Annotated in this window: 22 protein-coding genes; 10 read left to right on the top strand and 12 right to left on the bottom strand. The window is 72.7% G+C overall.

Features of this window, described 5'->3' with window-relative positions; all coding sequences use genetic code 11:
• Positions 1 to 148: 148 nt before the first annotated feature.
• Positions 149 to 643 carry a MarR family winged helix-turn-helix transcriptional regulator gene (locus ACIA77_RS04740; RefSeq protein ID WP_395884431.1) on the top strand — a complete coding sequence of 165 codons (495 nt, stop codon included), beginning with the start codon at positions 149 to 151 and terminating at the stop codon, positions 641 to 643.
• Here ACIA77_RS04740 and ACIA77_RS04735 read toward each other — a convergent pair whose 3' ends face one another.
• Positions 644 to 2,233 carry an acyl-CoA synthetase gene (locus ACIA77_RS04735; protein WP_395884430.1) on the bottom strand — a complete coding sequence of 530 codons (1,590 nt, stop codon included), beginning with the start codon at positions 2,231 to 2,233 and terminating at the stop codon, positions 644 to 646.
• A gap of 124 nt (positions 2,234 to 2,357) precedes the next feature.
• On the opposite strand from ACIA77_RS04735, the gene ACIA77_RS04730 reads away from it, so the two are divergent.
• Entirely contained in the window at positions 2,358 to 4,598 is a 2,241-nt protein-coding gene (locus ACIA77_RS04730) for a protein kinase (RefSeq protein WP_395884429.1), read from the top strand.
• Positions 4,599 to 4,600: 2 nt separating this feature from the next.
• On the opposite strand, the gene ACIA77_RS04725 is transcribed toward ACIA77_RS04730, so the two are convergent.
• Positions 4,601 to 5,092, bottom strand: coding sequence for a hypothetical protein (locus tag ACIA77_RS04725; protein ID WP_395884428.1), 492 nt, complete (start codon positions 5,090 to 5,092; stop codon positions 4,601 to 4,603).
• A gap of 55 nt (positions 5,093 to 5,147) precedes the next feature.
• Here ACIA77_RS04725 and ACIA77_RS04720 point away from each other — a divergent pair, with 55 nt between their 5' ends.
• A complete protein-coding gene (locus ACIA77_RS04720) occupies positions 5,148 to 5,897 on the top strand; it encodes an FHA domain-containing protein (RefSeq protein WP_395884427.1) in 750 nt (249 codons plus the stop codon).
• Here the strand turns inward: ACIA77_RS04720 and ACIA77_RS04715 are convergent.
• Both ACIA77_RS04715 and ACIA77_RS04710 read right to left on the bottom strand, forming a co-directional pair.
• Complete coding sequence (locus ACIA77_RS04715; protein WP_395884426.1) at positions 5,894 to 6,259, bottom strand: YrdB family protein; 366 nt, start codon at positions 6,257 to 6,259, stop codon at positions 5,894 to 5,896. The two genes, ACIA77_RS04720 and ACIA77_RS04715, sit on opposite strands and share 4 nt — an antisense overlap.
• Before the next feature lie 40 nt (positions 6,260 to 6,299).
• Positions 6,300 to 7,439, bottom strand: a complete 1,140-nt coding sequence (locus tag ACIA77_RS04710; RefSeq protein WP_395884425.1) for a prolyl oligopeptidase family serine peptidase — start codon at positions 7,437 to 7,439, stop codon at positions 6,300 to 6,302.
• Positions 7,440 to 7,656: 217 nt separating this feature from the next.
• Here ACIA77_RS04710 and ACIA77_RS04705 point away from each other — a divergent pair, with 217 nt between their 5' ends.
• From ACIA77_RS04705 to ACIA77_RS04675, 7 genes are all read left to right on the top strand, one after another.
• Positions 7,657 to 8,589: a MurR/RpiR family transcriptional regulator gene (locus ACIA77_RS04705; RefSeq protein ID WP_395884424.1), complete on the top strand. Its 933-nt coding sequence runs from the start codon at positions 7,657 to 7,659 to the stop codon at positions 8,587 to 8,589.
• A gap of 124 nt (positions 8,590 to 8,713) precedes the next feature.
• The gene (locus tag ACIA77_RS04700) at positions 8,714 to 9,490 is read left to right on the top strand and encodes an SH3 domain-containing protein (protein ID WP_395884423.1); all 777 of its coding nucleotides are present in this window, start codon (positions 8,714 to 8,716) and stop codon (positions 9,488 to 9,490) included.
• A 156-nt stretch (positions 9,491 to 9,646) separates the two neighbouring features.
• Positions 9,647 to 10,990, top strand: a complete 1,344-nt coding sequence (gdhA, locus tag ACIA77_RS04695) for an NADP-specific glutamate dehydrogenase (RefSeq protein ID WP_395884422.1) — start codon at positions 9,647 to 9,649, stop codon at positions 10,988 to 10,990.
• 344 nt (positions 10,991 to 11,334) lie between these two features.
• Positions 11,335 to 12,627: a sugar ABC transporter substrate-binding protein gene (locus ACIA77_RS04690; RefSeq protein ID WP_395884421.1), complete on the top strand. Its 1,293-nt coding sequence runs from the start codon at positions 11,335 to 11,337 to the stop codon at positions 12,625 to 12,627.
• Complete coding sequence (locus tag ACIA77_RS04685; RefSeq protein ID WP_395884420.1) at positions 12,624 to 13,610, top strand: carbohydrate ABC transporter permease; 987 nt, start codon at positions 12,624 to 12,626, stop codon at positions 13,608 to 13,610. Before ACIA77_RS04690 ends, ACIA77_RS04685 begins: the two co-directional genes overlap by 4 nt.
• The gene (locus ACIA77_RS04680; protein ID WP_395884419.1) at positions 13,607 to 14,437 is read left to right on the top strand and encodes a carbohydrate ABC transporter permease; all 831 of its coding nucleotides are present in this window, start codon (positions 13,607 to 13,609) and stop codon (positions 14,435 to 14,437) included. Before ACIA77_RS04685 ends, ACIA77_RS04680 begins: the two co-directional genes overlap by 4 nt.
• 3 nt (positions 14,438 to 14,440) lie before the next feature.
• Positions 14,441 to 15,880: a glycoside hydrolase family 3 protein gene (locus ACIA77_RS04675; RefSeq protein ID WP_395884418.1), complete on the top strand. Its 1,440-nt coding sequence runs from the start codon at positions 14,441 to 14,443 to the stop codon at positions 15,878 to 15,880.
• 48 nt (positions 15,881 to 15,928) lie between these two features.
• On the opposite strand, the gene ACIA77_RS04670 is transcribed toward ACIA77_RS04675, so the two are convergent.
• The 8 genes from ACIA77_RS04670 to ACIA77_RS04635 all read right to left on the bottom strand — a co-directional run bounded on the left by ACIA77_RS04670 (position 15,929) and on the right by ACIA77_RS04635 (position 25,215).
• Positions 15,929 to 16,903, bottom strand: a complete 975-nt coding sequence (locus ACIA77_RS04670) for a zinc-binding dehydrogenase (protein WP_395884417.1) — start codon at positions 16,901 to 16,903, stop codon at positions 15,929 to 15,931.
• Between the two features lie 116 nt (positions 16,904 to 17,019).
• A complete protein-coding gene (locus ACIA77_RS04665; protein ID WP_395884416.1) occupies positions 17,020 to 17,856 on the bottom strand; it encodes an oxidoreductase in 837 nt (278 codons plus the stop codon).
• Positions 17,857 to 17,934: 78 nt separating this feature from the next.
• The gene (locus ACIA77_RS04660; RefSeq protein ID WP_395884415.1) at positions 17,935 to 18,375 is read right to left on the bottom strand and encodes a hypothetical protein; all 441 of its coding nucleotides are present in this window, start codon (positions 18,373 to 18,375) and stop codon (positions 17,935 to 17,937) included.
• Between the two features lie 13 nt (positions 18,376 to 18,388).
• Positions 18,389 to 20,833: an FAD-dependent oxidoreductase gene (locus ACIA77_RS04655; protein WP_395884414.1), complete on the bottom strand. Its 2,445-nt coding sequence runs from the start codon at positions 20,831 to 20,833 to the stop codon at positions 18,389 to 18,391.
• 24 nt (positions 20,834 to 20,857) lie between these two features.
• A complete protein-coding gene (gene purU / locus ACIA77_RS04650) occupies positions 20,858 to 21,700 on the bottom strand; it encodes a formyltetrahydrofolate deformylase (protein ID WP_395884413.1) in 843 nt (280 codons plus the stop codon).
• Positions 21,697 to 22,281: a sarcosine oxidase subunit gamma gene (locus ACIA77_RS04645; protein WP_395884412.1), complete on the bottom strand. Its 585-nt coding sequence runs from the start codon at positions 22,279 to 22,281 to the stop codon at positions 21,697 to 21,699. The genes purU and ACIA77_RS04645 overlap by 4 nt, the downstream gene beginning before the upstream one ends.
• Complete coding sequence (locus tag ACIA77_RS04640) at positions 22,271 to 24,940, bottom strand: 2Fe-2S iron-sulfur cluster-binding protein (RefSeq protein ID WP_395884411.1); 2,670 nt, start codon at positions 24,938 to 24,940, stop codon at positions 22,271 to 22,273. The genes ACIA77_RS04645 and ACIA77_RS04640 overlap by 11 nt, the downstream gene beginning before the upstream one ends.
• The gene (locus ACIA77_RS04635) at positions 24,937 to 25,215 is read right to left on the bottom strand and encodes a sarcosine oxidase subunit delta (protein WP_395884410.1); all 279 of its coding nucleotides are present in this window, start codon (positions 25,213 to 25,215) and stop codon (positions 24,937 to 24,939) included. Before ACIA77_RS04635 ends, ACIA77_RS04640 begins: the two co-directional genes overlap by 4 nt.
• Positions 25,216 to 25,218 lie beyond the last annotated feature (3 nt).

Here is a 25,218-nt window from a genome sequence, read left to right as displayed (position 1 = left end):
GGTTGAGCCCCGGATCGGAAGCGACGACCCTGTCCCGGATCTCCCTGGCCCTGGGCAGCACAAAACCCGCCTTCCCGTGCGTTCGGAGTGATCACCGGTATGATACCGATAAATACCGGTGTCATACAGGGGTTTCGGAGGACGAGCCATGGAACCGACACTCGCCGCCTGCGAGCTGGCCGATCGGCTCGCCGAAACCGGCGACACCCTCGACGTGCTCGAACTCGCCACGGCCGTGCTCGTGCGCAACTTCGAGCTGCTGCGCCGGCGCACCGACACCTACGCCGAACTGGACCAGTCGGAGTACCTGGCACTGCGCACCCTGGACGAACTGGGGTCGGCGGACATCGGAACACTCGCCGGTGCGCTCGGCCTAGACCCTTCCACCGTCGGCAGGCAGGCTTCGGTGATGCTCGGCAAGGGACTCGTCGAGCGCAGCCCGTCGGCCGCCGACCGCCGGCGCAGCATCCTCACCCCGACCGAAGAGGGCCGCCACCGCATGCGCCTCACGCAGTCGCGCCGCCGCCGCACCGCGGCCGGTCTCCTGAGCGATTGGTCCGAGGACGAGCTGCGCTCGTTCGGCACGCTGCTGACGCGCTACAACAAGGCCGTCGCGACGAAGTACCTCACGCCGGACGCGTGATCAGCCGGCCGCGAGGCCCGCGTGGCGGTCGCGCAGCGTGCGCTTCACGATCTTGCCGCTGGGGTTCTTCGGGAGCGCGTCGGTGAAGACCACGTACTTCGGGCACTTGTAGCCGGCGAGGTGCTCGCGGGCGTGGGCGATCACGGCGTCGGCCGTGAGCTCCACCCCGTCGCGCGGGACGACGGCCGCGGTCACGGCCTCGATCCAGTGCGGGTGCGCGACCCCGAAGACGGCGACCTCCGCCACCCCGTCGAGGCGGTAGATGGCTTCCTCGACCTCACGGCTGGCCACGTTCTCCCCGCCGGTCTTGATCATGTCCTTCTTGCGGTCGACGACGGACAAGTACCCGTCCTCGTCGAGCACGCCGAGGTCGCCGGAGTGGAACCAGCCGCCCGCGAACGCCGCCGAGGTCTTCTCCTCGTCCCCGTAGTAGCCGAGCGTCGCGTGGGGGCTGCGGTGCACGATCTCGCCGATCTCCCCCGGCGCGACTTCGCGCCCTTCCTCGTCGACGATGCGCGTCTCGACGTTGAGCGAGGCCCGGCCCGCCGAACCCGCCTTCGGCAACTGCTCGTGCGGGCGCAGGATCGTGGCGAGCGGCGCCATTTCCGTTTGGCCGTAGAAGTTCCAGAACTCGACGTCCGGCAGCCGCCGGGCGAGTTCGCGCAGCACCTCGACGGGCATGGCCGACGCGCCATAGTAGCCCTTGCGCAGGCTCGACAGGTCGGTCGAGTCGAACGCCGGGTGCCGCAGCAGCGAGATCCACACCGTCGGCGGCGCGAACAGCTTCGTCGCGCGTTCGCGTTCCACCGCCGCCAGCAGCGCGGCCGGGTCCGGACCGGGCAGGATCACGCTCGTGGCACCGAGGTAGACGTCCACGGAGAAGAAGCAGTCGAGCTGAGCGCAGTGGTAGAGCGGCAGCGAGTGGACCTCGACGTCGTCGGCGCTCATGCCGCCGTCGACGGTGCACGAGACGTACTGCGCGATCAGCGACCGGCTCGACAGCAGCACGCCCTTCGGCCGCGATTCCGTGCCGGAGGTGTACATCAGCCGCAGCGGGTCGTCGTCGGCCACGAGCACCCCGGGCTCCGACTCGTCGCCGGGCTCGTCGATCCACGCGTCCACGGACTCCCAGTCCGGATCCGTCCCGCCCAGGCGGCCGCGCACGACATCGCCCAGTCCGGCTCGCGACAGGGCGTCGGCCGCGGTGTCCAGCAACGCGTCTTCCGCCACCAGCCCCGCCGCCCCGGCGTGCCCGAGGATGAACCCGATCTCGCCGGCACCGAGCATGAAGTTCACCGGGACCAGCACGACACCCAGCTTCGCCGTCGCGAACGCCAGCACGACGTACTGCAGGCAGTTGCGGCTCAGCAGCGCCAGCCGGTCGCCCTTCTCGAGCCCGCGCCCGGCGAGCCGGTGCGCACAGCGGTTCACCGCCGCGTCGAACTCCGCGAACGACAGCCGCCGCTCCCCGGAGACCACGGCGAGCTTGTCCGGGTACCGCGCAGCCGTGCGCCGCAGCAGATCACCGACGGAGTGCTGACGCGCGCGCTGGATCGCTTCGCCGGTTTCGGCGCTGAACGGGCTCGGCATAGCCGGGAGTCTCATCCACCGCCGCGCACCGCGCAACCCTGTGCGGCGGCAGGGACCGGCCAGGCCGGGCGGTACCCCGCGACACCGGTTAAGCTCCGTCGGCGCACCTCGGGGGACGGACGACGTGGACGAGACGGAAGCACCGACGCTCGATCGACCGGACATCACCGGCCGCCTGCCGCGCTACCGCCTGCTGCGCCAGCTCGCGAAGACGAACATGAGCGAGGTCTTCGAGGCCTGGGACGTGGTGGCCGACCGGCCCGTCGCGCTCAAGGTCGTCGGGCCGGAGTTCATGGCCGAACCCGGGTTCCGGCAGCGCTTCGAACGCGAGACCGCGATCGCGCTCGCCCTCGACCACCCGCACGTCGTCGCGGCCTACGACGCCGGGTTCTCCCCCGACGGGCACCTCGGTTACCTCGCGATGCAGTACGTGGTCGGGACCACCCTGACGCGGCTGTTGCACCGGCGGGGCGCGCTGACGTTCGAGGAGACCGCGGCGATCGGCCGGGGGATCGCGGCCGCGCTCGACGCCGCCCACGCGCACGGCCTGGTGCACCGCGACGTCAAGCCCGGCAACGTCCTGCTCGAAGAGGCCACCGGCGGCGTGTTCCTGTGCGACTTCGGCATCGCGCGCAACCTCACCCTGACGCAGCTCACCGCCACGGGCAGCTTCCTGGGCACGGTGAACTACGCGGCGCCCGAACAGCGCGAGGGCAAGCCCGTCGGCCCCGCGGCGGACGTGTACGCACTGGCCTGCGTGCTCTACGAATGCCTCTCCGGCGAGCCGCCGCACCACCACGCCGACTTCGCGCACCCGGGCGTCGCCGCGCTGCACCGCGCGCTCGAACGCGATCCCACCGCGCGCCACCGGAGCTGCACCGCGCTCGTCGACGACCTGGTGGTCACGACCGCGGCCGCCGAACGGGCCCGCCGCCGCAAGCGCCGGTGGCAGTTCACCGGCATCCCCGCGGCGGCAGTCCTCGTGGTCGCGCTGCTCGTGCTGTGGTTCGCCACGACCGGGTCGCCGGCCGCCCCCGACGCGACGCTCGAGCGCGTACCGGCCGCGCTGCGCAACGACTGCGGCGCGGCCGCGCAACCCGCGGCCGGCGCGACGGCCACGGTCACCTGTCACGACGCGGCGGGACAACCCGTGACGGCGGCGCTGTACGCCGATCCGCAGCAGGTGTCCGCCGCGTTCGCGGACGCCGTCGCGAAGTCCGGCGTCGCCGCCGATCAGGGTGATTGCGCCTCAGCGGCCGGCGGTGACCACCGCTACCCCGCGACCGGGCCCGCGCGCGGCCGGGTGCTGTGCCAGGTGCGCGCGGGCACGGCGACCGTCACGTGGACCGACGACCAGGCCCGCACTGTCACGCGGGCCGAGGTCGCGGCGGGTGACGACGCCGCGCTGCGCAAGGCGTGGACCGGCTGGGTGGGATGGGCACCCGCGGCCTTTCCCACGCCGGAGGAGAACGCGCTGCTCGGCGTCGCCGCCGGCACGGCTTGCGGCCGCGCGGCCCCCGCGGACCTCGACGTGTACCCGGGTGCCATCGCCGGCATCACCTGCACGCCGCAAGGCACCGGCGCGCGCCGGGTTTCCTACGTCCGGTTCGCGAACGTGCCCGCGCTGCGCACGGCGTTCACCGGGCTCGTGAGCGCGGCCAAGGCGCCGAGCGGCAGCGGCTGCCCCGGTGCGCCGTTCCTCGGCACGACCCGGTTCGACTGGCTCAGCGTGGACCTCGGCCAGGTGCTGTGCCACCCGGGTCCCGACGGGACGGTCGCGATGGACTGGAGCCTCGAAGCGTTCGCGATGATCGGCCACGTCACGGGTTCCTCCGGCGACGCGGTCGGCGGCTGGTGGTCGCAGTGGCACGTGGCGCCGCTGAGCCGGATCGTCGACGAGGTGAACGCGCACGCCGCCCCGCCGTTCCCGGACGCGGCGGAACGCGCGCTGCTGCAGCGCATCCCGCCGCAGTCGCGGCAGAACTGCGTGCGCCCGTCAGCGGACCAGAAGTGGCAGGACCTCGGTGCGGTCGCGGCCACCGCGGCCGTCGCGTGTGGACGGACGAGCGGCGCCGGGCTCGTCGTGTACTACCAGCTGCCCGACGCCGCCACGATGAACCAGGTGTTCAACAGCACCGGCGACACCGACGCCGCGTGCACGAGCCTGCCCAAGGACTTCGAGGCGGACCGGCCCTACGCCCGCGGCGGCCGCACCGGCCGGCTCGCGTGCGTGACTTCCGACCCCGGCGGCGAGCTCGTTCTCAAGTGGACGGACGACCAGGCGCACATCGAGGCCGTCGCCCACCGCGGCACCACCCCGTTCGCGCTGATCGACTGGTGGACCCACGAAGCGGGCCCGGTGTGAGCTCAGCCCGGCACGGTCCCGCCGACCGAGGTGCTGCCGCTGATGTGCGATCCGGGCGAGCCCGCGGCGGCCGCGGCCGTGTGGACACCTTCCTTGCCGTCGACGATCGCGAACATGTCCACGTTGCCCTTGGTGCCACCGGCGTAGGAGATCTCCAGCGTCCACTGGTGCGGTTTGCCGTCGGCCGCGACGGTGAGCGACTGGCGCCACGGCAGGGTGACCGCGCCCGTCTGCTGGGTCTTGCCGTCGAGGGTGTAGGTGATCTGCGTGAGCTTGCCTTCGCCGGTCGCGTTGAGCACGAGCGTGTGCGGCTCGCGGTCGGGCACCGAGGGCGAGGCGGGTGCTGAGGTGGCGGACACCGCGGAAGCCGGGGCCGGCGAAGACGCCGGAGCGGGCGCGGGGTCCGGGCTGCTCCCGCACCCGGCGAGAACGGCCAGCAGCGCGGCGGCGGCCGGGGGCACCGCGAGGGTCCGGGCAGTGGTGCGAAGATCCATGCGCGAACCGTACCGGCCGGACACGGGACCGGTCCCCGATTCGAGAGGACCCGCAGTGAACGCTTTCCCCGCCGGCGACCCGGCCGCGAACCCGGGCGCCCTCCTCGCGCGCGGGCTGGCCGGCACGACCGTCCTCCAGCCCGCCGAATACGCCCGGCTGCCGTTCGGGCGCCTGCCGGGTGCGGACGGGATCCCGGTCGGCGAGGACGACCAGCGGGTGAGCCGCGAGCACGGCGCGCTGACGCACCGGGGTGGCTGGTGGTGGCTGAGCAACAGCGGCCGCACGCCGATCGAGTTCTCCCCCACGCGCCAGCTCCACGCCGACGACGAGCCGGAGCCGCTGCTGCCCGGGTACACCACGCTGCTGGTCGTCGGCTCCGGCGGGCGCAAGCACCCGCTGGAGGTCCACGTGACCGCGCCGGACCACGGCCGGCCGCTGCCCGTCACGGGCCCGACGCTGCCCGGGCGCCGCTGGGAGCTGACCGACACGCAACGGCTCGTGCTGACCCTGCTGGGCCAGCAGTACCTGCGCCGCGAACCGGCACCGCGGCCGATGAGCCGCGCGCACGTCACCGCGCTCATGACCGAGCTCGACCCGGCGGGCGAGTGGCACGTGCGGAGGGTCGACCGCGTCGTCGAGGGCGTGCGCGACGAACTGTCGGCCAAGGGCGTGCGCGGGCTCAAGCGCAAAGAGGTGCCGGAGCCGATCGGGAACTCGCTCAACCACAACCTGCTGACCGAGCTCACGATCACCACGAGCACGCTCACGCGCGCCGACCTCGAGGCGCTCGACCGCCTCGATTAACCGTCCTTGGCGAACACCCGCACCGCGATCGCCGTCAGCACACCGACGACGGCCAGCACGATCCCGGCCACGAGCAGCCCGGACGCGGCCAGTGCCACCGCGGCCGCGCCGAACAACGCGAACTCCAGGATGAACCGCGTCGGCTCGGGCGAGCGCCGCGGCGCCTTCGGGGCGATCACGAGCGCCCAGATCGCCGCGGCCAGCAGCGGCCACAGCACTCCGCCGACCACGTCGAGCAGCACGCCCCCGCCCAGCCGCGCCCCGGCCACCGCGAGGCCCGCCAGCAGGGCCAGCTCCGTGAGGAACCGCACCACGAGCACGAACCCCGGGAAACCGCGCAGAGCGGGACGAGTGGTGGTCATGCCCGCAGCGTAGCGAGCCGCCGCCACCCGCCCGGGCCGCCTACCCGGCGTGCTTCGCGAGCTGCTCCCCGGCCCACGCCACGACCCGCGCCCACGACGGGTGCGCCGGGTCGATCACGTCGAAGTGGCCCGCACCCGGCAGCTCCACCGTCTCGGCCGGGAAGGCGGCGCGGGCTCGCTCGGCCGGGACGAGCTCGTCGGCGTCGCCGTGGACGACCAGCAGCGGGACACCGGCGTCGGCGGGGGTGGCCCAGGTGTAGCGGTCCGGGTGTTCGGCCGGGGTGCCGCCGAGGAAGGCGCGCACGAGCCCGTCGCCGGCCAGCGCCGCGACGGCCCCGGTGTAGCGGGGGTCGGCGTCGACCGGCGCCCCGGTGGGGCCGGGGAGATCGGGGTCGGACAGCTCGTGGCCGAGCCGGGCGTCCGCCCCACCGCGCAGGTCGAGCAGCCCCGCCAGGGACACGGCCGCGACCGGTGTGACCTTCGGGCCCGCACCGGGGGCGGCGTCGGGCAGGGTCGCGCGACCGGCGGCCCACGCGGCGAGGTGACCGCCGGCCGAGTGGCCGATGAGCACCACGCGGGCCAGGTCGAGCTCGGGGCCGAGGCCGGCCAGCGCGTCGACGGCCGCGGCGAAGTCGGTCAGCGTGCCGGGCCAGCCACCGCCCGGTTCGCCGAGGCGCCGGTACTCGACGTTCCACACGGCGTACCCGCGGGCGAGCAGGTCGTCGGCCAGCGGGGTCAGCTGGCGCCGGTCGTACAGCGCGGTCCAGAAGCCGCCGTGGGCGAGCACGACGACCGGGAACGGGCCGGGCCCCTCGGGCCGGTACAGCTCGCCCACCTGCGCCGGTTCGGGCCCGTAGGCCACGGTCCGCACGCGGCGCGGGCCGTCTTCGGCGTCGTCGTAGCGCACGCCTCGCTCGGAGCTCACCAGCTCGTCGATCGTCGCGAAGAAGGCGGCGATCTCCGGCTGGTTGCCGCCCTTCGCGCGCGAGGCGTCCCACGCCGAGTCGTCGGTCCACTCGACGAAGTCCAGCCAGGTGTCGTCGGCGACCCGCACGAGCCGGGCGGAGACGAAGCCGCGCCGGTCGCGGCGGAACGCCTCGACCATGCCGGGGCGGGCGTCGAGCATCGCCCGCGTCCGCTCGGGACGGACCTTGAAGGTCGTCAGCTCGATCACCGACATCGGGCGCTCCTCGCTCCATCCGGTCAGGTCACCGGAACACGGATTTAGTCACGGTTTTTGACCATTTTCGACCTTAGCCACCACCCGGCTCCCCGGCAACCACACCCGTCCGTTGTGTCCGGGATCGCACCCGCCGCCACACCGTCCACAGTGGTCCCGCAGACGCGGGTGGCCCCGGGCCACTACGATGCAGAAGAGCCGACAGGAGAGTGATCCGATGCCCGACGACGCCACCCCCGCCGACGGCGGCGACTCGCTCACCGAGCGGATCACCGGCCGGCTCGCCGGGATGTCGCGGGCCGAGCGCACCGTCGCCGAGTACCTGCGCCACCACGCGCGCGAGGCCATCTTCGCCACCGCCGAGCAGATCGGCTCGGCCACCGGCACGAGCGACGCGACGGTGGTCCGCACCGCGAAGACGCTCGGCTACACCGGGCTGGCGGACATGCGCCAGCACCTCGCCCGGCAGGTGGTGACCGAGACCAGCCCGTCGCTGAAGCTGCACGCGCGCGAGACCGGCGAGGTCGAGAGCCCGCCGGCCACCGTGCTCGAGCGGGTCTTCACCGAAGCCACCGAACGCCTCGCCGAGACCTGGCGGCTCATCACCGAAGAGGATTTCGAGCGGGCCGTGACCCTGCTCGACGGAGCGCGCGAGGTGCTGGCCTTCGGCATCGGGCCGTCGAGTTTCCTCGCGGGCTACGTCGCGCTGCGGCTGGGCCGGATGGGCCGGCGCGCCCGCGCGAGCGGTGCCACCGGGTTCCGCCTCGCCGACGACCTGCTCGGTCTCGGCGAGGGCGACGTCGTCGTGCTGTTCCTGCCGAGCCGCCTGCTCGGCGACATCGAGGTGCTGCTCGACCGGACCCGCGAGGTCGGCGCCCGCACCCTGCTGGTCACCGATTCGCTCGCGCCGGTGTTCGGCGACCGCGTCGCCGTGAGCCTGCAGGCCACCCACTCCCCCAGCAACTTCACCGGCGAGATGCTCAGCGCCGAGGTCCTCGCCGACGCCCTGCTGCTCGGGCTCGCCTCGCGCGACGAAGCCCGCGCGAACGGCGCGTCGGAGCTGCTCACCACCCTGCGCTCGCGCCTGATCCAGGGCGACAGCCGCGACTACGTCCCCCGGCGCAAGTCCGGCGGTCCGCGCAAGGGCTGAGCCGCGCCCGGATTGTCCGGGGTTCATCGCCCGCACGCCGGCCCGAAACCGGATTTGTACGGACCGTGTACCGGCTGTGGCGAACCTGGTTCCCACACCCACTGGGGATCAGGAAGGACCGAGGATGAACATCGCGAAGCGCTCGCTCGGGCTGGTCGCGTTCGCCGCCGCCATCACGCTGTCCGGCATCGCGCCGGCGCTGGCCGCCGACGCCACCGGCACCGTGCACACCGACTCCGGTGCCCCGCTCACCGTGCGGTCGGCACCGGGCACCGGCGCGAGCTCCGTCGGCACGATCGCCGACGGCACCGCCGTGGTCATCGACTGCCAGACCACCGGCGACACCGTGACCGGCAAGTACGGCACGAGCAACGTGTGGGACCACATCGCCTCGAAGGGCGGCTACGTCACCGACACCTACGTCTACACCGGCAGCGACGGCCGGGTCGCCCCCGACTGCACGAACGTGCCGACCCCGCCGGCGAGCACCTGCTCCACCACCGGCCTCGGCGACGCCCGCACCTGCGCGCAGGCCGTGGCGTACGCGAAGACCCGCGTGCACACCGGCTACGACTCCTCCTACGACGGCTGGTGCGACCGCATCAACGCGCAGAACTACGGCTTCTCGGCGTCGGGTTCCGAGACGGCGTACGTGCACTGGACGCAGATTCCCAGCCAGTACAAGCACGCGGGTGACCAGAACGTGCCCGCGGGCGGCCTCGCGTTCTTCTCCAACGGCGGCGCGGGCCACACCATGATCTCGATCGGCGGCGGCGAGTTCCTGTCGAACGACATCCACGGCGCTGGGTCCTACACCCAGACCACGATCTCGGAGATCAAGAGCAAGTGGGGCCAGACCTACCTCGGCTGGTCGCAGCCGTGGTTCAAGGTCAACCACTGACCCCTCTCCTGGGGGCGAGGGGAAGGCCCCGCCCGGTTCGCCGGGCGGGGCTTCCGCGTGTCAACCCCTTGGCAGCGCCCGGTTTTCCCGGTGTCCGGGCGGCGGCGCGCGTGCCATCGTCGCCGGGGTGACCTCCACCGGCGAAGGGACCCCGACATGACCCTCGACTCCGCGTCCGCGGCGCTGTTCGACGCCGTCGTGCGCCGCAACCCCGCCGAGGCCGAGTTCCACCAGGCCGTGTTCGAGGTCCTCGAAGCGATCCAGCCCGCGGTGCGCCGCGACCCGTCCCTGCGCGACGCGGCACTCCTGGAGCGGGTGTGCGAACCCGAACGCCAGGCGCTGTTCCGCGTGGTCTGGACCGACGACGCCGGCCGCGCCCACGTGAACCGCGGCTTCCGCGTGGGCTTCAGTTCGGCGCTCGGGCCGTACAAGGGCGGGCTGCGGTTCCACCGCGACGTCACCCTAGGCACGGTCAAGTTCCTCGCGTTCGAGCAGATCTTCAAGAACGCGCTGACCGGGCTCGGCCTCGGTGCCGGCAAGGGCGGCTCCGACTTCGACCCGGCCGGGCGCTCCGACGCGGAGGTCATGCGGTTCTGCCAGTCGTTCATGACCGAGCTGCACCGCCACCTCGGCCCGTACACGGACGTGCCGGCCGGCGACATCGGTGTCGGCGCGCGCGAGATCGGCTACCTGTTCGGCCAGTACAAGCGCCTGACCAACCGGTTCGACGCGGGCACGCTCACCGGGAAGCCGACGCTGCTGGGCGGCAGTCCGGCGCGTCCGGAAGCCACGGGCTACGGCACCGTGTACTTCCTCGACGCGGTCCTCGGCGCCGCCGGTACCGGGCTCGACGGCCTGACGGCCGCCGTTTCGGGGTCCGGCAACGTTGCGTTCCACGCGATCGCGAAGCTGCGTGAACTCGGCGCCCGGCCCGTCACGTGCTCCGACTCCACCGGCTCCGTGCACGATCCGGCCGGCATCGACCTCGACGTGCTGCACGAGGTGAAGAACGTCCGCCGCGCCCGGCTCACCGCCTACGCCGAGCGCGTCCCGTCGGCGCAGTACGTCGCCGGCGAAACTCCGTGGGAGGTGCCGTGCGACGTCGCGCTGCCGTGCGCCACGCAGAACGAGCTCGACGAGCAGGCCGCCCTCGCACTGACCAAGAACGGCGTGCTCGCGGTCGCGGAGGGCGCGAACATGCCGTGCACACCGGCCGCCGTGCGCGTGTTCCGCGAGGCGGGAATCGCGCTCGCCCCGGGCAAAGCAGCGAACGCGGGCGGGGTCGCGACGTCGGCGTTCGAAATGCAGCAGAACGCCGCGCGCGAGCGCTGGAGCTTCGCCGAGACCGACCGGCGGCTCAAGGAGACGATGACCGCCATCCACACCGCGTGCCTCACCACCGCCGACGACCACGACGTCCCGGGTGACTACGTGGCCGGCGCGGCCATCGCGGGCTTCCGCACCGTCGCCGAGGCGATGTCCGGTCTCGGGCTCGTCTGACGAACCGGGTCCGTGCCCAGCCGGACCACCCCGTACCACCGGACCGGGTCCTGTCCGCCACCGCGGACAGGACCCGTCCGCGTTCGCGCGGCCGGCGAGCCGTTCACGAACAACACCGCCGGCGCGGGAACCCCTGGCCGCGCACGGGTTTCCGCCTCGCCACCTGCACTTTCCCGTCGAACACCGGTAACCGGGCGGACACGCAGCGTCAACCTGGCCGTCGTGTTTACAACGTCTTGGTTACCCGCTTGACACCGGCTGTGGTCCGGACCACTCTTCACGCATTGGTCTACACCATTTGTCACAGGCCGGCCGGGTGGCCGGGCACCGAAAGGACGAGACAAGTGAAGCGCTGGCTCAAGCTGGCGGCGGGTGCCGCCGCCATCACCCTCGCCACCGCCGGGTGCGCCGGCTCGGGCGGCGGTGACGACGCGTCCGGCTCGGGGGGTTCCCAGGGTGGCACGCTCACGGTCTGGCTCATGGACGGCTCCGCGCCGGACAGCCTCACGGGAGCGCTCAACAAGGAGTTCGAGGCGGCCCACCCCGGCGTCAAGGTCAACTACCAGATCCAGCCGTGGAACGGCATCCAGCAGAAGCTGACCACCGCGCTCGCGGGCGGCACGCCGCCCGACGTGATCGAGGTCGGCAACACCCAGACCCCGGCGTTCGCCTCCGACGGCGTGCTCACGGACCTCTCGGGCGACGTCGCCGGCTTCAACGGCCCGCAGTGGCTGACCGGGCTCAAGGCCTCCGGCGAGTTCGAGGGCAAGACCTACGGCGTGCCCTTCTACGCCGCCAACCGCGAAGTCCTCTACCGCAAGGACATGTTCGAGCAGGCCGGCATCACCGCGCCCCCGACCTCCGACCAGGAGTGGCTCGACGACATCGCGAAGCTGAAGGCGAAGTTCGGCAGCGACAAGGACTTCCAGCCGCTGTACCTGCCCGGGCAGTACTGGTACGCGCTGCTGTCGTTCATCTGGGACAACGGCGGTGACATCGCCAAGGCCGAGGGCAAGGGCTTCAAGTCCACGCTCGACTCGGCCGGCGCCAAGGCGGGCCTGGAGTTCTACAAGCAGCTCGTGGACACCTCCGGCACCACCGCGCCGAAGGACAACGACGAGGCCACCCCGCAGCAGGCCGGCATCTACGGCGGCGGCAAGGTCGCGATGTTCATCGGCACGCCGGGCGAGGTCGCCACGGCCGCGAAGACCGACCCGAGCATCGCCGACAAGACCGGCGCGTTCCCGATCCCGAGCAAGACCGCGGGCCAGACGGCGCCGGTGTTCCTCGGCGGCTCGAACCTGGTGATCCCGCTCAACAGCAAGAACGCCGACCTCGCGAAGGCGTACCTGAAGCTGCTCACCAGCACCAAGTACATGACCCAGATGGCCGCCGCCGGCTACGTGCCGGGCACCTCCACCGACACCAGCGCGCTGGACAAGGACCCGCTCGGCGGGGTCATGGCCAAGGCCTCGAAGAACGGCCGCGCGGTGCCCACCAGCCCGAAGTGGGGTGAGGTCGAATCCGGCCAGAACCCGCTGAAGGACATGCTGACGGCCTACCTGACGGGCAAGAAGTCGCTCGACCAGGCCACGGCGGACGCCAACGCCGCACTCGACAAGATCATCGGCGGATGACGGCCACCCACGACGTGCCGGTGCCGGCGGGGACCACCCCGCCGGCACCGGCGCGCGTCAGTCCCGCGAAACGGCGGCGGCGCGGCGGGTTCGGCGAGCGGGCGACGCCGTACCTGTTGCTCCTGCCCGCGCTCGTCGCCGTGCTGGTCCTGCTCGGCTGGCCCACGATCCAGATGCTCGGCATCAGCCTGCGCCGGCTCGACCTGCGCGAGCTCGTGACCGGCAAGACCGTGTGGGTCGGGTTCGACAACTACACCGCCGAGCTGACGGACCCGGAGTTCTGGTCGGTGGCGCTGCGGACCGTCGTGTTCACCGCCCTGCTCGTGGCCGCCACGCTGCTGGTCGCGCTCGTCATCGCCGTGCTGATGCGCCACCTCAACCCCGTGGTCCGGATCATCCTGCAGATCTCGCTCGTGCTCGCCTGGGCCGTGCCCGTGATCGCGACGACCACGGTGTTCCAGTGGATCTTCGACCAGCAGTACGGGATCCTCAACAAGACCCTCGACCGGCTGGGGTTCCACTCGTTCATCGGCTACTCGTGGTTCTCGACCGGAGCGAGCACGCTGACGGTGGTCGGGTTGCTGGTGCTGTGGCAGGCCGTGCCGTTCGTCGCCTTCACGCTGTACGCGGGTCTGATCGGGGTGCCCCGGGAGCAGTACGAGGCGGCGGGCATCGACGGGGCCGGGCCGTGGCAGACGTTCCGCGCGGTCAGCTGGCCCGCGATCCGGCCGATCCTGACGATGGTCACGTTCCTGTCCGTGCTGTGGGACTTCAACATGTTCGGCCAGATCTGGGCCATCCGCCAGGGCGGGCCCGACGGCGCGAGCACCACGCTCGCGATCCTGCAGTACCTCAAGGGCATCGCCGGCAGCCACTTCGGCTCGGCCGCTGCGATCGCCACGATCATGCTGGTCATCCTGCTGCTCGTGACCGGGCGGTACGTGCAGCTGCTGGTGCGGACGAAGGACGGTGAGCTCGCGTGAGGAAGTCCCTGACCCAGCGGGTCACGCTCTCGGTGCTCGGCATCCTCGTCGCCCTCGTGTTCTTCTTCCCGACGTACTGGATGTTCACCACGTCGCTGAAGACACCCGGCGAGGTGCTCTCGCCGGCCTACGACCTGATCCCGACGTCGGCGACGTTCGCGAACTTCGTCTCGGCGCTCACGAAACCGGGCTTCGTGACCTACCTGAGCAACAGCCTCATCGTCACGCTCGGAGCCGTGCTCGCGGCGCTGGTCGTCGGCGTGCTGGCCGCGATCCCGCTCGCGCGGTTCCGCTTCCACGGCCGCAAGGGGTTCCTGCTGCTGATCCTGGTCGCGCAGCTGGCGCCGCTGTCGGCGCTGTTCATCCCGATGTACCTGCTGATGCGCGACCTCGGGCTGCTCAACACCCTGCCGTCGCTGCTGCTGGTGTACTTCGCGACGTCGCTGCCCTTCACCGTCTGGATGCTCTACGGCTTCATCAACGGCATCCCGTACGACCTCGAAGAGGCCGCGATGATCGACGGCTGCAGCCGGGCGGGCGCGTTCCGCCGCGTGACGCTGCCCCTGCTCGGGCCGGGCCTGGTCACCACGTCGGTGTTCAGCTTCATCACCGCGTGGAACGAATTCCTGTTCGCGCTGGTGTTCATGCAGGACAAGCCCAAGCAGACGCTGCCGGTGTGGCTCTCGTCGTTCAAGACCGCGTTCTCGGTCGACTGGGGTGCGATCATGGCGGCGTCGGTGGTCTACGCCGTGCCCGCGCTGATCTTCTTCCTGATCGTGCAGCGCAAACTGGTGTCCGGCCTGACCGCCGGCGCCGTGAAGGGATGAGCCGTGACTGACCTGCGGCGCCTCGCCGAAGCCGTGCTGCTGCCCGGGTTCGCGGGCACGACCGCGCCCGGCTGGCTGCGCCGCCGGCTCGGCGACGGCCTCGGCGGGGTGATCCTGTTCGGCCGCAACGTCGTGGACGACGAGCAGGTGGCGGCGCTGACCGCCGCGCTGCGCGCCGAACGCGACGACGTCGTCGTCGGGATCGACGAGGAAGGCGGCGACGTCACGCGGCTGGACGTGGCCACCGGGTCGTTCGTGCCCGGCCCGCTCGCGCTGGGCGCGGCCGACGACCCGGAGCTCACCACCGCGGTCGCGGCGGCGCTCGGCGAACGGCTGGCCGCGTGCGGCGTGACGGTGAACCTGGCGCCGTGCGCGGACCTGACGCTGGCGCCGGAGGACCCGATCATCGGGGTGCGGGCGTTCGGTTCGGACCCGGTGCGGGCCTCACCGCACGTGGCGGCGTACGTGACGGGGTTGCAGAAGTACGGCGTCGCCGCGTGCGCCAAGCACTTCCCCGGACACGGCGCGGCGACGGAGGATTCGCACGTGGCGCTGCCCGTGCTGCCGCGGACGCCGCAGGAGCTGCGGGAAATCGAACTGGTGCCCTTCGCGGCGGCGATCTCCGCGGGCGTGCGCTCGATCATGTCGGGCCACCTCGTGGTGCCGGCCTGGGGCGACGAACCGGCGACGCTCAACCGCACGGCGCTGACCGACGTGCTGCGCGGTGAGCTCGGGTTCACCGGCGCGGTGATCACCGACGCGCTCGAGATGGGCGCGGTGTCGGGCGTCTACGGCCGGCACGACGGCCTCGGCGCGGCGGCGGTACGCGCCTTGGCGGCCGGCGCGGACGCGCTCTGCATCGGCGGCGCCGCCTTCGAAGCGGACACGCTGGACCGCATCACGGCGACCGTCGTGGCGGCGGTGTCCGACGGGACGCTGCCGGCGGACCGGCTCGCCGAGGCGGCCGCGCGGACGGCGGCCCTGGGCACTTCGCCGACACCTGCGGAACTGCGGCCCGTCGACCACCGCCTCGGGCTGGAGGCGGCGCGCGCCGCGCTGCGGATCCAGGGCGAGCCGCGGCTGGCCGGGCCGCCGCTGGTGGTCGACGTGCGCACCGACCCGACGATCGCGGCGGGGCCGATGCCGTGGGGTCTCGGCCCCCACCTGACGGAACTGGTGCCGGGCACGCGGGCGCTGGTGGTGTCCCCCGCCGACGCCGCGGCGGTGCGGGCCGAAGCCCGCGGCTTCGCGAGCGTGGTCGTGGTGACGCGCGAGGCGCACCGGCACCCGGAGGTGCTCGCGTTCCTCGCCGAACTGTCCGATGTGGACTTCATCCGCGTCGAAACTGGCGCTCCCGGCCCGGATTCGGGCCCGGGGCCGCGCATCGACACGTTCAGCGGTTCGTACGTGAGCCTGCGGGCGGCCGCGGAGTACCTCACCTGACCCCGGTCCGTGGGCGCGGTCCCCCGACCCGCTCCCACGGACCGGCCTTCACCGGTTGGGGTCGACCAGGATCTTCGGGCCGGCACCGGGCGGGCGGCGCCCGGCGAACACGTCGGCCACACCGCCGAGGCCGACGGTCGCCGCGACGATCGGCCGCGGGTCGACGTCGCCGGCCGAATAGCTGTCGATGACCGCTTCGAGCCCGGGCGAGGCGCTCAGGATTCCCACCGCTGTCACGTCCTTCAACGCCAGCTGCCGGGTGTCGACGGCGCTGGATTCACCCGCGAGTCCGATGTAGACGATGCGCCCGGACGGTTCGACGAGGTCGAGCGCGGCCGCCGGGACGGCCGGATCGCTCGTCGCGTCGACGACCGCGTCGACCGGTGACGCCGGCGGCTGGAGCGCGGCGGCGAAACCGAGGTCCCGCGCGAAGGCGATCGAAGCGTCCGTCGCGCCGACCAGGTGGACCTCCGCGCCCGCCGCCCGCAGGAACATCGCGGTGAGCAGCCCGATCGTGCCGGGCCCGTAGACCACGACGCACGTGCCGGCGTTCTTCCCGGACTGCTCGCCCAGCGCGGCCCACGCCGCCCGCAGCGCGTTGCCGCCCGGTTCCACCAGCGCCCCGGCCACCGCGTCGACGTGCGGCGGCAGCTCGTGCAGCGAGGTCACCGGCACGGCGATCCGCTCCGCGAGCGCCCCGGCCCGCCCGCCGCGGATCCCGACCTCCTGCCGGTCGGCGCACACGTGCTGGTGCCCGCCGCGGCAGCGGCGGCAGTGGCCGCACCCGAGCATCGTGTCACCGGCGACCCGCCGCCCGGCCCACGCGGGGTGCACACCCTCGCCCGTCCCGACGACCGTGCCGCACCACTCGTGGCCGATCCGCATCGGGTACCGGGCCTGGCCGTCGGCGAGGTAGTGCATCTCGCCGGTGAAGAACTCGAAGTCGGTGCCGCACACCCCGGCGCGCTCCACGGCCACCACGACCTCACCGATCCCGGCCACGGGCTCCGGCACGTCAGCCACCGCGGCCTCTCCGGGCCCGGTGATCACGAAGGCCCTCACCGGGGCAGCCCGGCACGTTCGCACATGCACCCGATGCTAGTGCCCCGCCTCGCTGCGCCGGGTCCGGCGAACCGGCGTCACTCCCCCGGCGGGAAGTCGGCCGAGCGGCTCACGTCGGCCCACTTCTCGGCTTCCGCGGCGCGTTCGGCCGACGAGCGGGCGGCCAGGTCGACGGCCGCGGCACCGAGGATGAGGCGGCGGGGCGGGTCGGCGTGGTCGACGACGTCGAGGATGATCTTCGCCGCGCGGGCGGGATCGCCGGGCCACGTGGCGGAGTCTTCGCGGCGGCGGTTCATCGCGCCGACGGACTCCTCGTAGTCGGCGCCGACCGCGTCGACGCGCATGGACGAGCCGGCCCAGTCGGTGCGGAACGCGCCGGGCTCGATGATGAGCACCTTCACCCCGAAGGCGGCCACCTCGTTGGCGAGCACCTCCGAGAAGCCCTCGACCGCGAACTTCGCGGCCTGGTACGCGCCCATCCCGGGCGAGCCGCCGACGCGGCCGCCAATGGAGGAGAACTGCACGAGGTGGCCCGAACTCTGGGCGCGCAGGACCGGCAGCGCGGCCTTGGTGACGTTGACGACGCCGTAGAAGTTCGCGTCGATCTGGGCGCGGAAGTCGTCGTCGGGCATCTCTTCGATGGGGGCGGAGTTCGCGTAACCCGCGTTGTTGACGACGACGTCGAGCCTGCCGAACGCGTCGACCGCCGCCTGCACGGCCGCGCGGGCCGCCGCCGGGTCGGTGACGTCGAGGGCGATGGCGCGCACGCGTTCGCCGAACTCGGCCACGAGGTCGCCGAGCTGTTCCGGGTCGCGAGCGGTGGCGACGAGCCGGTCCCCGTGCTGGAGGACCGCCCGGGCCAGCTCCCGGCCGAAGCCGCGGGAGCTGCCGGTGATGAGCCAGGTCTTGGTCATGGGTGCCTTCCGGAGTTCGTTCCTGTGCTCTCCATCAGACACCGATCCGGCCCAGTCGTCAACCAACCAGTTAGTTAGCTAAGCCACTGCCGCTTCGCTCCGCACCGCCTCCGTGATCAGCGAGGCCCGTTCGGCGAGCCCGTCCACCGAGGCGACGGCCGGCAGCACTGCCGGCAGCTCGTCGCCCGGCACGCCGGTCAGCCGCGCCTCGATCGCCACGCGCGCCGTCACCACCGCCGACCGCACCGCCTCCGCCGCGGCTGCCACGTCCAGCAACGATCTGCCTTCGACCAGCCGCCGCTCGGCCAGCTTCAGCAGCCCGTCGGCCGCGGTGATCACCTCCGCCGAAGGCAGGCACGCCGCCGGCGCCGCACCGCCGCGGGCCTCCAGCCGCACCGCCAGCGCGTCCTGCTCGGCGAGCCGCAGCCCGTGCAGCCAGCCGCCCGGCGCGCCGTCACCCGTGCGGGCCGGCAGCTCCGCCGCCTGGGCCAGTGCCAGCGCGGTGATCTGGTCGCGCACGACCGCACTCCCTTCAGCGCCGGATCCGCTCCATGCCCGGGTCGACGAGCGGTTCGGCGGCCACCGTCGCCGCCACCCGCCGGCCGAAGTACTCGATCTCCACCGCGTCGCCGATCCCGACCGCACCGCGCAGCCACGCGTACGCGATCGGCCGGTGCACGGTGTAGCCGTACGCCGCGCTCGTCACGTACCCCGCCGGTGCGCCGTCGACGAACACCGGTTCCTTGCCCAGCACCACGGTGCGGCCGTCGTCGACCGTGAGGCACCGCAGCCGCCGCGGCGCTGTCTCCTCGCTGCGTCCCTCGATCGCGTCCCGGCCCGCGAACGGACCCTTCGCCAGGCGCACGGCGAACCCGACGCCGGCTTCGTACGGGTCGTGCTCGGTCGTCATGTCCGTGCCCCACAGCCGGTAGCCCTTCTCGAGCCGCAGGCTGTTGAACGCCGCGCGGCCGGCCGCGATCACGCCGAGCTCCTGCCCGGCGGCCCACAACTCGTCCCACAGCCGCAGCCCGTTGTCCGCCGAAGTGTAGATCTCCCAGCCGAGCTCGCCCACGTAGGACAGCCGCATCGCCGTGACCGGCACGCCGGCGATCCGCGCCGGGCGCGCGCGGAAGTACTTCAGCCCGGTGTGCGAGAAGTCCTCCGCCGACAGCGGCTGCACGAGGTCGCGGGCGAGCGGTCCCCACACGCCGACGCAGCACGTCCCGCCGGTGATGTCGCGGACGCGCACGTCCGCCGGGCGCAAGGCGGTGAAGTACGCGACGTCGATCGGGCCGTTGATCCCGACCTGGAACACGTCCGGCTCCAGCCGTGCCACCGTGATGTCACTGCGCACGCCGCCCGCGTCGTCGAGCAGCAGCGTGTAGGTCACCGAGCCGACGGACTTGTCGAGCTGGTTGGTCGTCAGTCCCTGCAGGAACTCCAGCGCCCCGGGCCCGCAGATCTCGACGCGTTTGAGCGGCGTCATGTCGTAGAGCGCCACGCCGTTGCGCGTGTGCCACGCCTCGGCCGCCACGATCGGCGAGTGGAACTGGCCGGCCCACGCGTCGCGCGCCGGCGGCAGGTACTCGTGCGGCAGCTGCTTCACCAGTGGCGCGTTGGCCTCGAACCAGTGCGGGCGTTCCCAGCCGCCCGCCTCCAGGAACACCGCGCCCAGCTCGCGCTGGCGGACGTGGAACGGGCTCACGCGCAGGTCGCGCGGCGAGAGCTTGGGCTGCAGCGGGTGCAGCACGTCGTAGATCTCCACGAAGCTCTGCTGCGCGGTCTCGCTGACGTACTCGGGCGCGAGCTGCACGTGCTCGAACCGGTGGACGTCGACCTCGTGCAGGTCGGTGTCGCTGCGGCCGTGCACGAGCAGTTCGGCGACGGCCTTCGCGATGCCCGCCGAGTGCGTCACCCACACCGCCTCGGCGATCCAGAACCCGCGCACGTGCTCCGACTCCCCCACCAGCGAGCCGCCGTCGGGGGTGAAGGAGAAGATGCCGTTGAAGCCCTCCTCGACCTTGGTCCGGCCGAGCGCGGGCAGCAGCAGCTTGCTCTCCTCCCACGACGGCGCGAAGTCCTCCTCGGTGAACGGGAGCATCGAGGGCATCGCCGATTCGGTGACGTCACCGTCCACTGTGGCCGGTTCCGCGGGCATGGGCCGGTGCGCGTACGAACCGATGCCGAGCCGGTCGGCGTGCTCGCGGAAGTAGAGGTCCTGGTCCTGGTGGCGCAGGATCGGCAGGCTCGCTTCCGTCGCCTCGGTGGCGCGGCCCGCGAGCTCGGCGACCCGGCCGGTCTTGGCGTACTGGTGCGCCAGCGGCAGCAGCGGCACGCTCATCCCCGCCAGCGCGCCCAGCTCACGACCCCAGAACCCGGCACAGGACACCACGACGTCCGCCGCGAACTCGCCCTGGTCGGTCTCGACGCCGGTCACGCGACCGCCGGCCTGCTTGAGACCGGTCACCTTCGTCGAGCCGACGAACCGCGCACCGCGCGACTCGGCGCGGCGGGCCAGCGCGACGACGGCGCGGGAGGCCTTGGCGAGCCCGTCGGTCGGCACGTACAGCGCGCCGAAGATCTTCGACCCGTCGAGCAGCGGCCAGCGGCGCACGCACTCGTCGACGTCGATCAGGTGCGCTTCGACGCCCCACGAGGTGGCCCAGCCCTGTTTGCGGTGCAGGTCCTGCCAGCGCGCCGGCGTGCCGGCGACCTCCATGCCGCCCACCTGGTTGAAGCACGGCAGCCCGTCGACCTCCAGGCCGCTGAACTTCTCGACGGTGTAGGTGGCGAACTCCGTCATCGTCTTCGACGGGTTGGTCTGGAAGACGAGGCCGGGAGCGTGCGAAGTGGACCCGCCGGTGAGCGGCAGCGGGCCCTGGTCGAGCACGGTGACGTCGGTCCAGCCGCGGGCGGTGAGCTCGTCGGCGAGGTTGGCGCCCACGATGCCGGCGCCGATGATCACGACTCGGGTCATGACAGAACTCCAGGGGCAGACGGATTACCGGAAGACGACGGTGCTGTTGCCGTTGAGCAGGACGCGGCGTTCGCAGTGCCAGCGGACCGCGCGGGACAGGGCGAGCGCTTCGGCGTCGCGGCCGACGGTCACGAGCTCGCGGGGCGAGTACGTGTGGTCCACGCGCTGCACCTCCTGCTCGATGATCGGGCCCTCGTCGAGGGCGGGGGTGACGTAGTGCGCGGTCGCGCCGACGTACTTCACGCCCCGGTCGTAGGCCTGGTGGTACGGCTTGGCGCCCTTGAAACCGGGCAGGAACGAGTGGTGGATGTTGATCGCGCGGCCGTCGAGCTTGCCGCACAGCTCGTCCGAGAGCACCTGCATGTAGCGGGCGAGCACGACGAGGTCGATCTCGTGTTCCCACATCAGGTCCAGCAGCCGCTGCTCGGCGCCCGCCTTCGTCGCGGGAGTCACCGGCACGTGCTCGAACGGCACTGCGGCGGCCTCGGCCATGGGGCGCAGGTCCTCGTGGTTGGAGACCACGAGCGCGAGCTCGGCGCCGAGGCCGCCGGCGCGCCACCGGAAGAGCAGGTCGTTGAGGCAGTGCCCGAACTTCGACACCATCACCAGCACCCGCGGCGGGGTGCCGTCGGCGAACTCGAACTCCATGCCGAAGTCGCCGGCCACCGGAACGAACGCCCGGCGCAGATCGTCCACGGTGGCCGGTACGGAACAGGCGAAGGACGTGCGCAGGAACAGCGAGCCGCGCACGTCGTCGTCGAACTGCTGGTGCTCGACGATGTCGCACCCGCGCTCCAGCAGGAACGTGGTGACGGCGTGGACGATGCCCGCGCGTTCAGGGCACTTGAGGGTCAGCGTGAAGGTCACGGTCGCTCCTCGGTGTACTCGGCCGCCGCGTCGGCGAGCCACGCGGCGAAGTACGGGGCGAAGGACTGGCGCACCAGCACGGTGAACTCGTCGTGCTCGCGCACGAGCAGGACGATGCCGGTGCGGGCCAGCAACGTCTGCACGCACGTGCCCGGCGGTGACACGGCCGGGTCCAGGTCGATCGCGCAGCCGTGGGCGAGCACGTCGCGCACCGCCGGGCCGGCGAGGTGCACCGTGGTGCGCTGCGCCGACGTGTCGGTCACCGCGCCGAGACCGATCGCCTCGCGCAGCGCCGTCTCCGCCGGCTCCGCGACGCCGGGACCGCCCAGCACGAGCCATTCGTCCGGACCGAGCCACAGCACGTCGACCGCGCCGAAGGGGCCGGTGCCGGACGTGAACGTGCAGGGTCGCACGGGCAGCGGCACCCCCAGCGCGGCACCCACGGCGTCGTGCCCTTCCCGCACGCGCACGGTGAGCTGGGTCAGGAACGGCCGCTCCGCCACGACGAGCCCGGGCGCGAGCGAGGCGAACAGCGCCGCCTGGTCCGCCAGCGGTGCCCGGCGAGTCACGTCAACCGTCACGACGGGCTCCCTCCTTGTCGAACAGCACGGATTCGGTCACGGTCACCGGCACTACCGCGTCGCCGACCGGGACGTACAGTGTCTGGCCCACGCGTTCGCGCCCCGAGCGCACGAGGGCCAGCGCGAAGGTGCGGCCCAGCGCCGCGCTGCGGTAGCTCGACGTGACGTGACCGAGCATCCGCACGGGCGGCTCGGGCACGTGGCCGGTTTCGATGAGCTGGGAGCCTTCGGGCAGCAGCACGGCCGGATCCTCGGGGAGCAGGCCGACGAGCTGCTTGCGGTCGGGCCGCAGGTTCTCGGCGCGGGTGAACGAGCGCTTGCCGAGGAAGTCGGGCTTCTTCTTCGACACCGCCCAGCTCATGCCGAGGTCCTGCGGGGTCACCGTCGCGTCCGTCTCCTGCCCGATGATCGGGTAGCCCTTTTCGGCGCGCAGGACGTGCATGGTTTCCGTGCCGTACGGGGTGATCCCGTACTCCGCGCCCGCCTCGAGCAGCGCTTCCCACAGCGGGATCCCGGACCACGAAGGCACGTTGATCTCGTAGGCCAGCTCACCGGAGAAGCTGATCCGGCACACGCGGGCCGTGATGCCGGCGACCTCGGTGTCGCGCCAGGTCATGAACCCGAACGCCTCGGTGGTCACGTCGAGGCCGGGCGCCACCTTGGCGAGCACCGCCCGCGAACGCGGGCCGACGAGCGGGATCGTGGCCCAGTGCTCGGTCACGGACGTGGCGAACACGCGCAGGTGCGGCCACTCGGTCTGCAGCCACTCCTCCATCCACTCGAGGACCATGGCCGCGTTGCCGGTGGTCGTCGTGACGAGGAAGCGGTCCTCGGCCACGCGGATCACGGTGCCGTCGTCGATCACCATGCCGTCGACGCCGCACAGGACGCCGTAGCGGATGCGGCCGACCTTGAGGCTGCTCATGAGGTTCGTGTAGAGCAGGTCCAGGAACGCCGGCGCGTCCGGGCCCTGCACGTCGATCTTGCCGAGCGTCGACCCGTCCATGAGCGCGACGCCGGTGCGCGCGGCCCGGCATTCGCGCAGCACGGCGGTTTCCCGGTCCTCACCGGCCCGCGGGTAGTACCACGGGCGCTTCCACTGGCCGACGTTCTCGAACTCCGCGCCGTGCGCGACGTGCCACGGGTGCAGCGCCGTCACGCGCGCCGGGTCGAGCAGCTCGCCGCGGTTGCGGCCGGCGAGCGCCGCGAACGGCACGGACGTGTACGGCGGCCGGTACGTCGTGGGTCGCTGCGTGGCGAGGTCGGTGCCGAGCGCCTCCGCCGTGATCCCGGCGGCGAGCAGGCCCGAGGTCTTGCCCTGTTCGTGGGCGGTGCCGATGGTCGTGTAGCGCTTCACGTGCTCCGGTGACCGCAGGCCGGCGCCGGTCGCGCGCAGGACGTCGGACACCGTGGCGTCGCGCTGCAGGTCGACGAACCGGGTGTCCACTGCGGACTCCGGAGCCGGGACCTGCCAGAGGATCTCGGCGGCCGGCAGTCCATCGCCCGCGGCCGCGCCGACGATCCGGACGTCCGGGAGGTCACCGTCCGGGACGTACGCGCCGAGTTCCGGGGCGAACCGCAGCGCACCGCGCGCCTGGCTGAACAGGTGCACCGCCGGGTTCCAGCCGCCGGACACGAGCAGCAGGTCGCACGCGAAGCGATCCCCTTGCGCGGCCGCGAGTTCCGCGATGACGGCCGAGGTGATGCGGTCGCCGCCCGCGGTGCCGAGGACGCCGTGGCCGGGACGGACCTCGATGCCCCGCGCGGCCGCGGCGTCCGCCAGGTGTGCCGGCACCGTCCGCCGTGCGTCGGCGATCACCGCGATCTCCGCGCCGGCGTCGGCGAGGTCGAAGGCGGCGGCGTAGGCGCTGTCGTTGGTGGTGAACACGACCGCGCGCTGCCCGGCGAGCACGCCGTAGCGGTGCAGGTACGTGCGAGCAGCACCGGCGAGCAGGATGCCGGGCCGGTCGTTGCCGGGGAACACCACCGGCCGTTCGTGCGCGCCGGTGGCGAGCACGATCTTCTTCGCGCGGATCCGCCACACCCGCTGGCGCGAAATGCGTTCGGGGGCGGCGCCGAGGTGGTCGGTGCGGCGCTCCAGCGCGAGTACGAACCCGTCGTCGTACACGCCGAACGCCGTGGTGCGCGACAGGTGGCGCACGCCTTCGGGCACCGCGTCGATCGGTTCGCCGGTGCCGAGGCGCGAGCCGCCGGGCTCGGGCTGGTCGTCGACGAGGAGCACGCGGCCTTCGGCTTCGCGCGCGGCCGCGAGCCCCGCGGGCCCGGCGCCGACGACGAGGACGTCGCAGTGCACGTGCTTGGCATCGTAGCGGGCCGGGTCGGGCTCGGCCGCGAGCCGGCCCTGTCCGGGCAGGCCGCGGGCGACGAGGCCGTCGAGCAGCTCGACGGTGGTCGCCGACAGCATCGGCTCGGGAAACGGCTCCTCCACCTGCACCAGCGCGGTGGCGTCCTCGACGCCGGCCGCGAAGATGCCCCGCGGGCGGCCGTACTTGATGCTCGTCGCGACCTGGTGGATGCCGTTCGCCAGCAGCGCCGACGCCAGCGTGTCGCCGCGGAAGCCGGTGAGCTCCCGGCCCTCGAAGGTGAACTTCAGCGGGGCGCCGCGGTCGACGCGCCCGCGGTCGGGCAGCCGGGTCACGGGATCACCGGCCTCGGCTCGTCGAGGCGGTAGACCGCGCGCAGGGTGTGGGTGCTCGTGTCGCGCACGGCGTTGAACCAGCGCCGGCAGCCGGCGCTGTGCGTCCAGCGCTCGGCGAGCTCGCCCTTCGGGTTGGCGCGGAAGAACACGAACTTCGCCCACTCCTCGTCGGTCAGCGCCGACGGGTCCGGCGGGTAGGCGACGTGCGCCTGGTCGCCGTAGTGGAACTCGGTCTCCTCGCGGGGACCGCACCACGGGCACGGGATGAGTTGCACTGG

Source organism: Amycolatopsis sp. NPDC051903, from assembly GCF_044452505.1.
In the GTDB taxonomy this organism is placed as follows: domain Bacteria; phylum Actinomycetota; class Actinomycetes; order Mycobacteriales; family Pseudonocardiaceae; genus Amycolatopsis.
The sequence above is the reverse complement of the archived record's forward strand: the minus strand, read 5'-3'. Positions and strand labels throughout refer to the sequence as shown.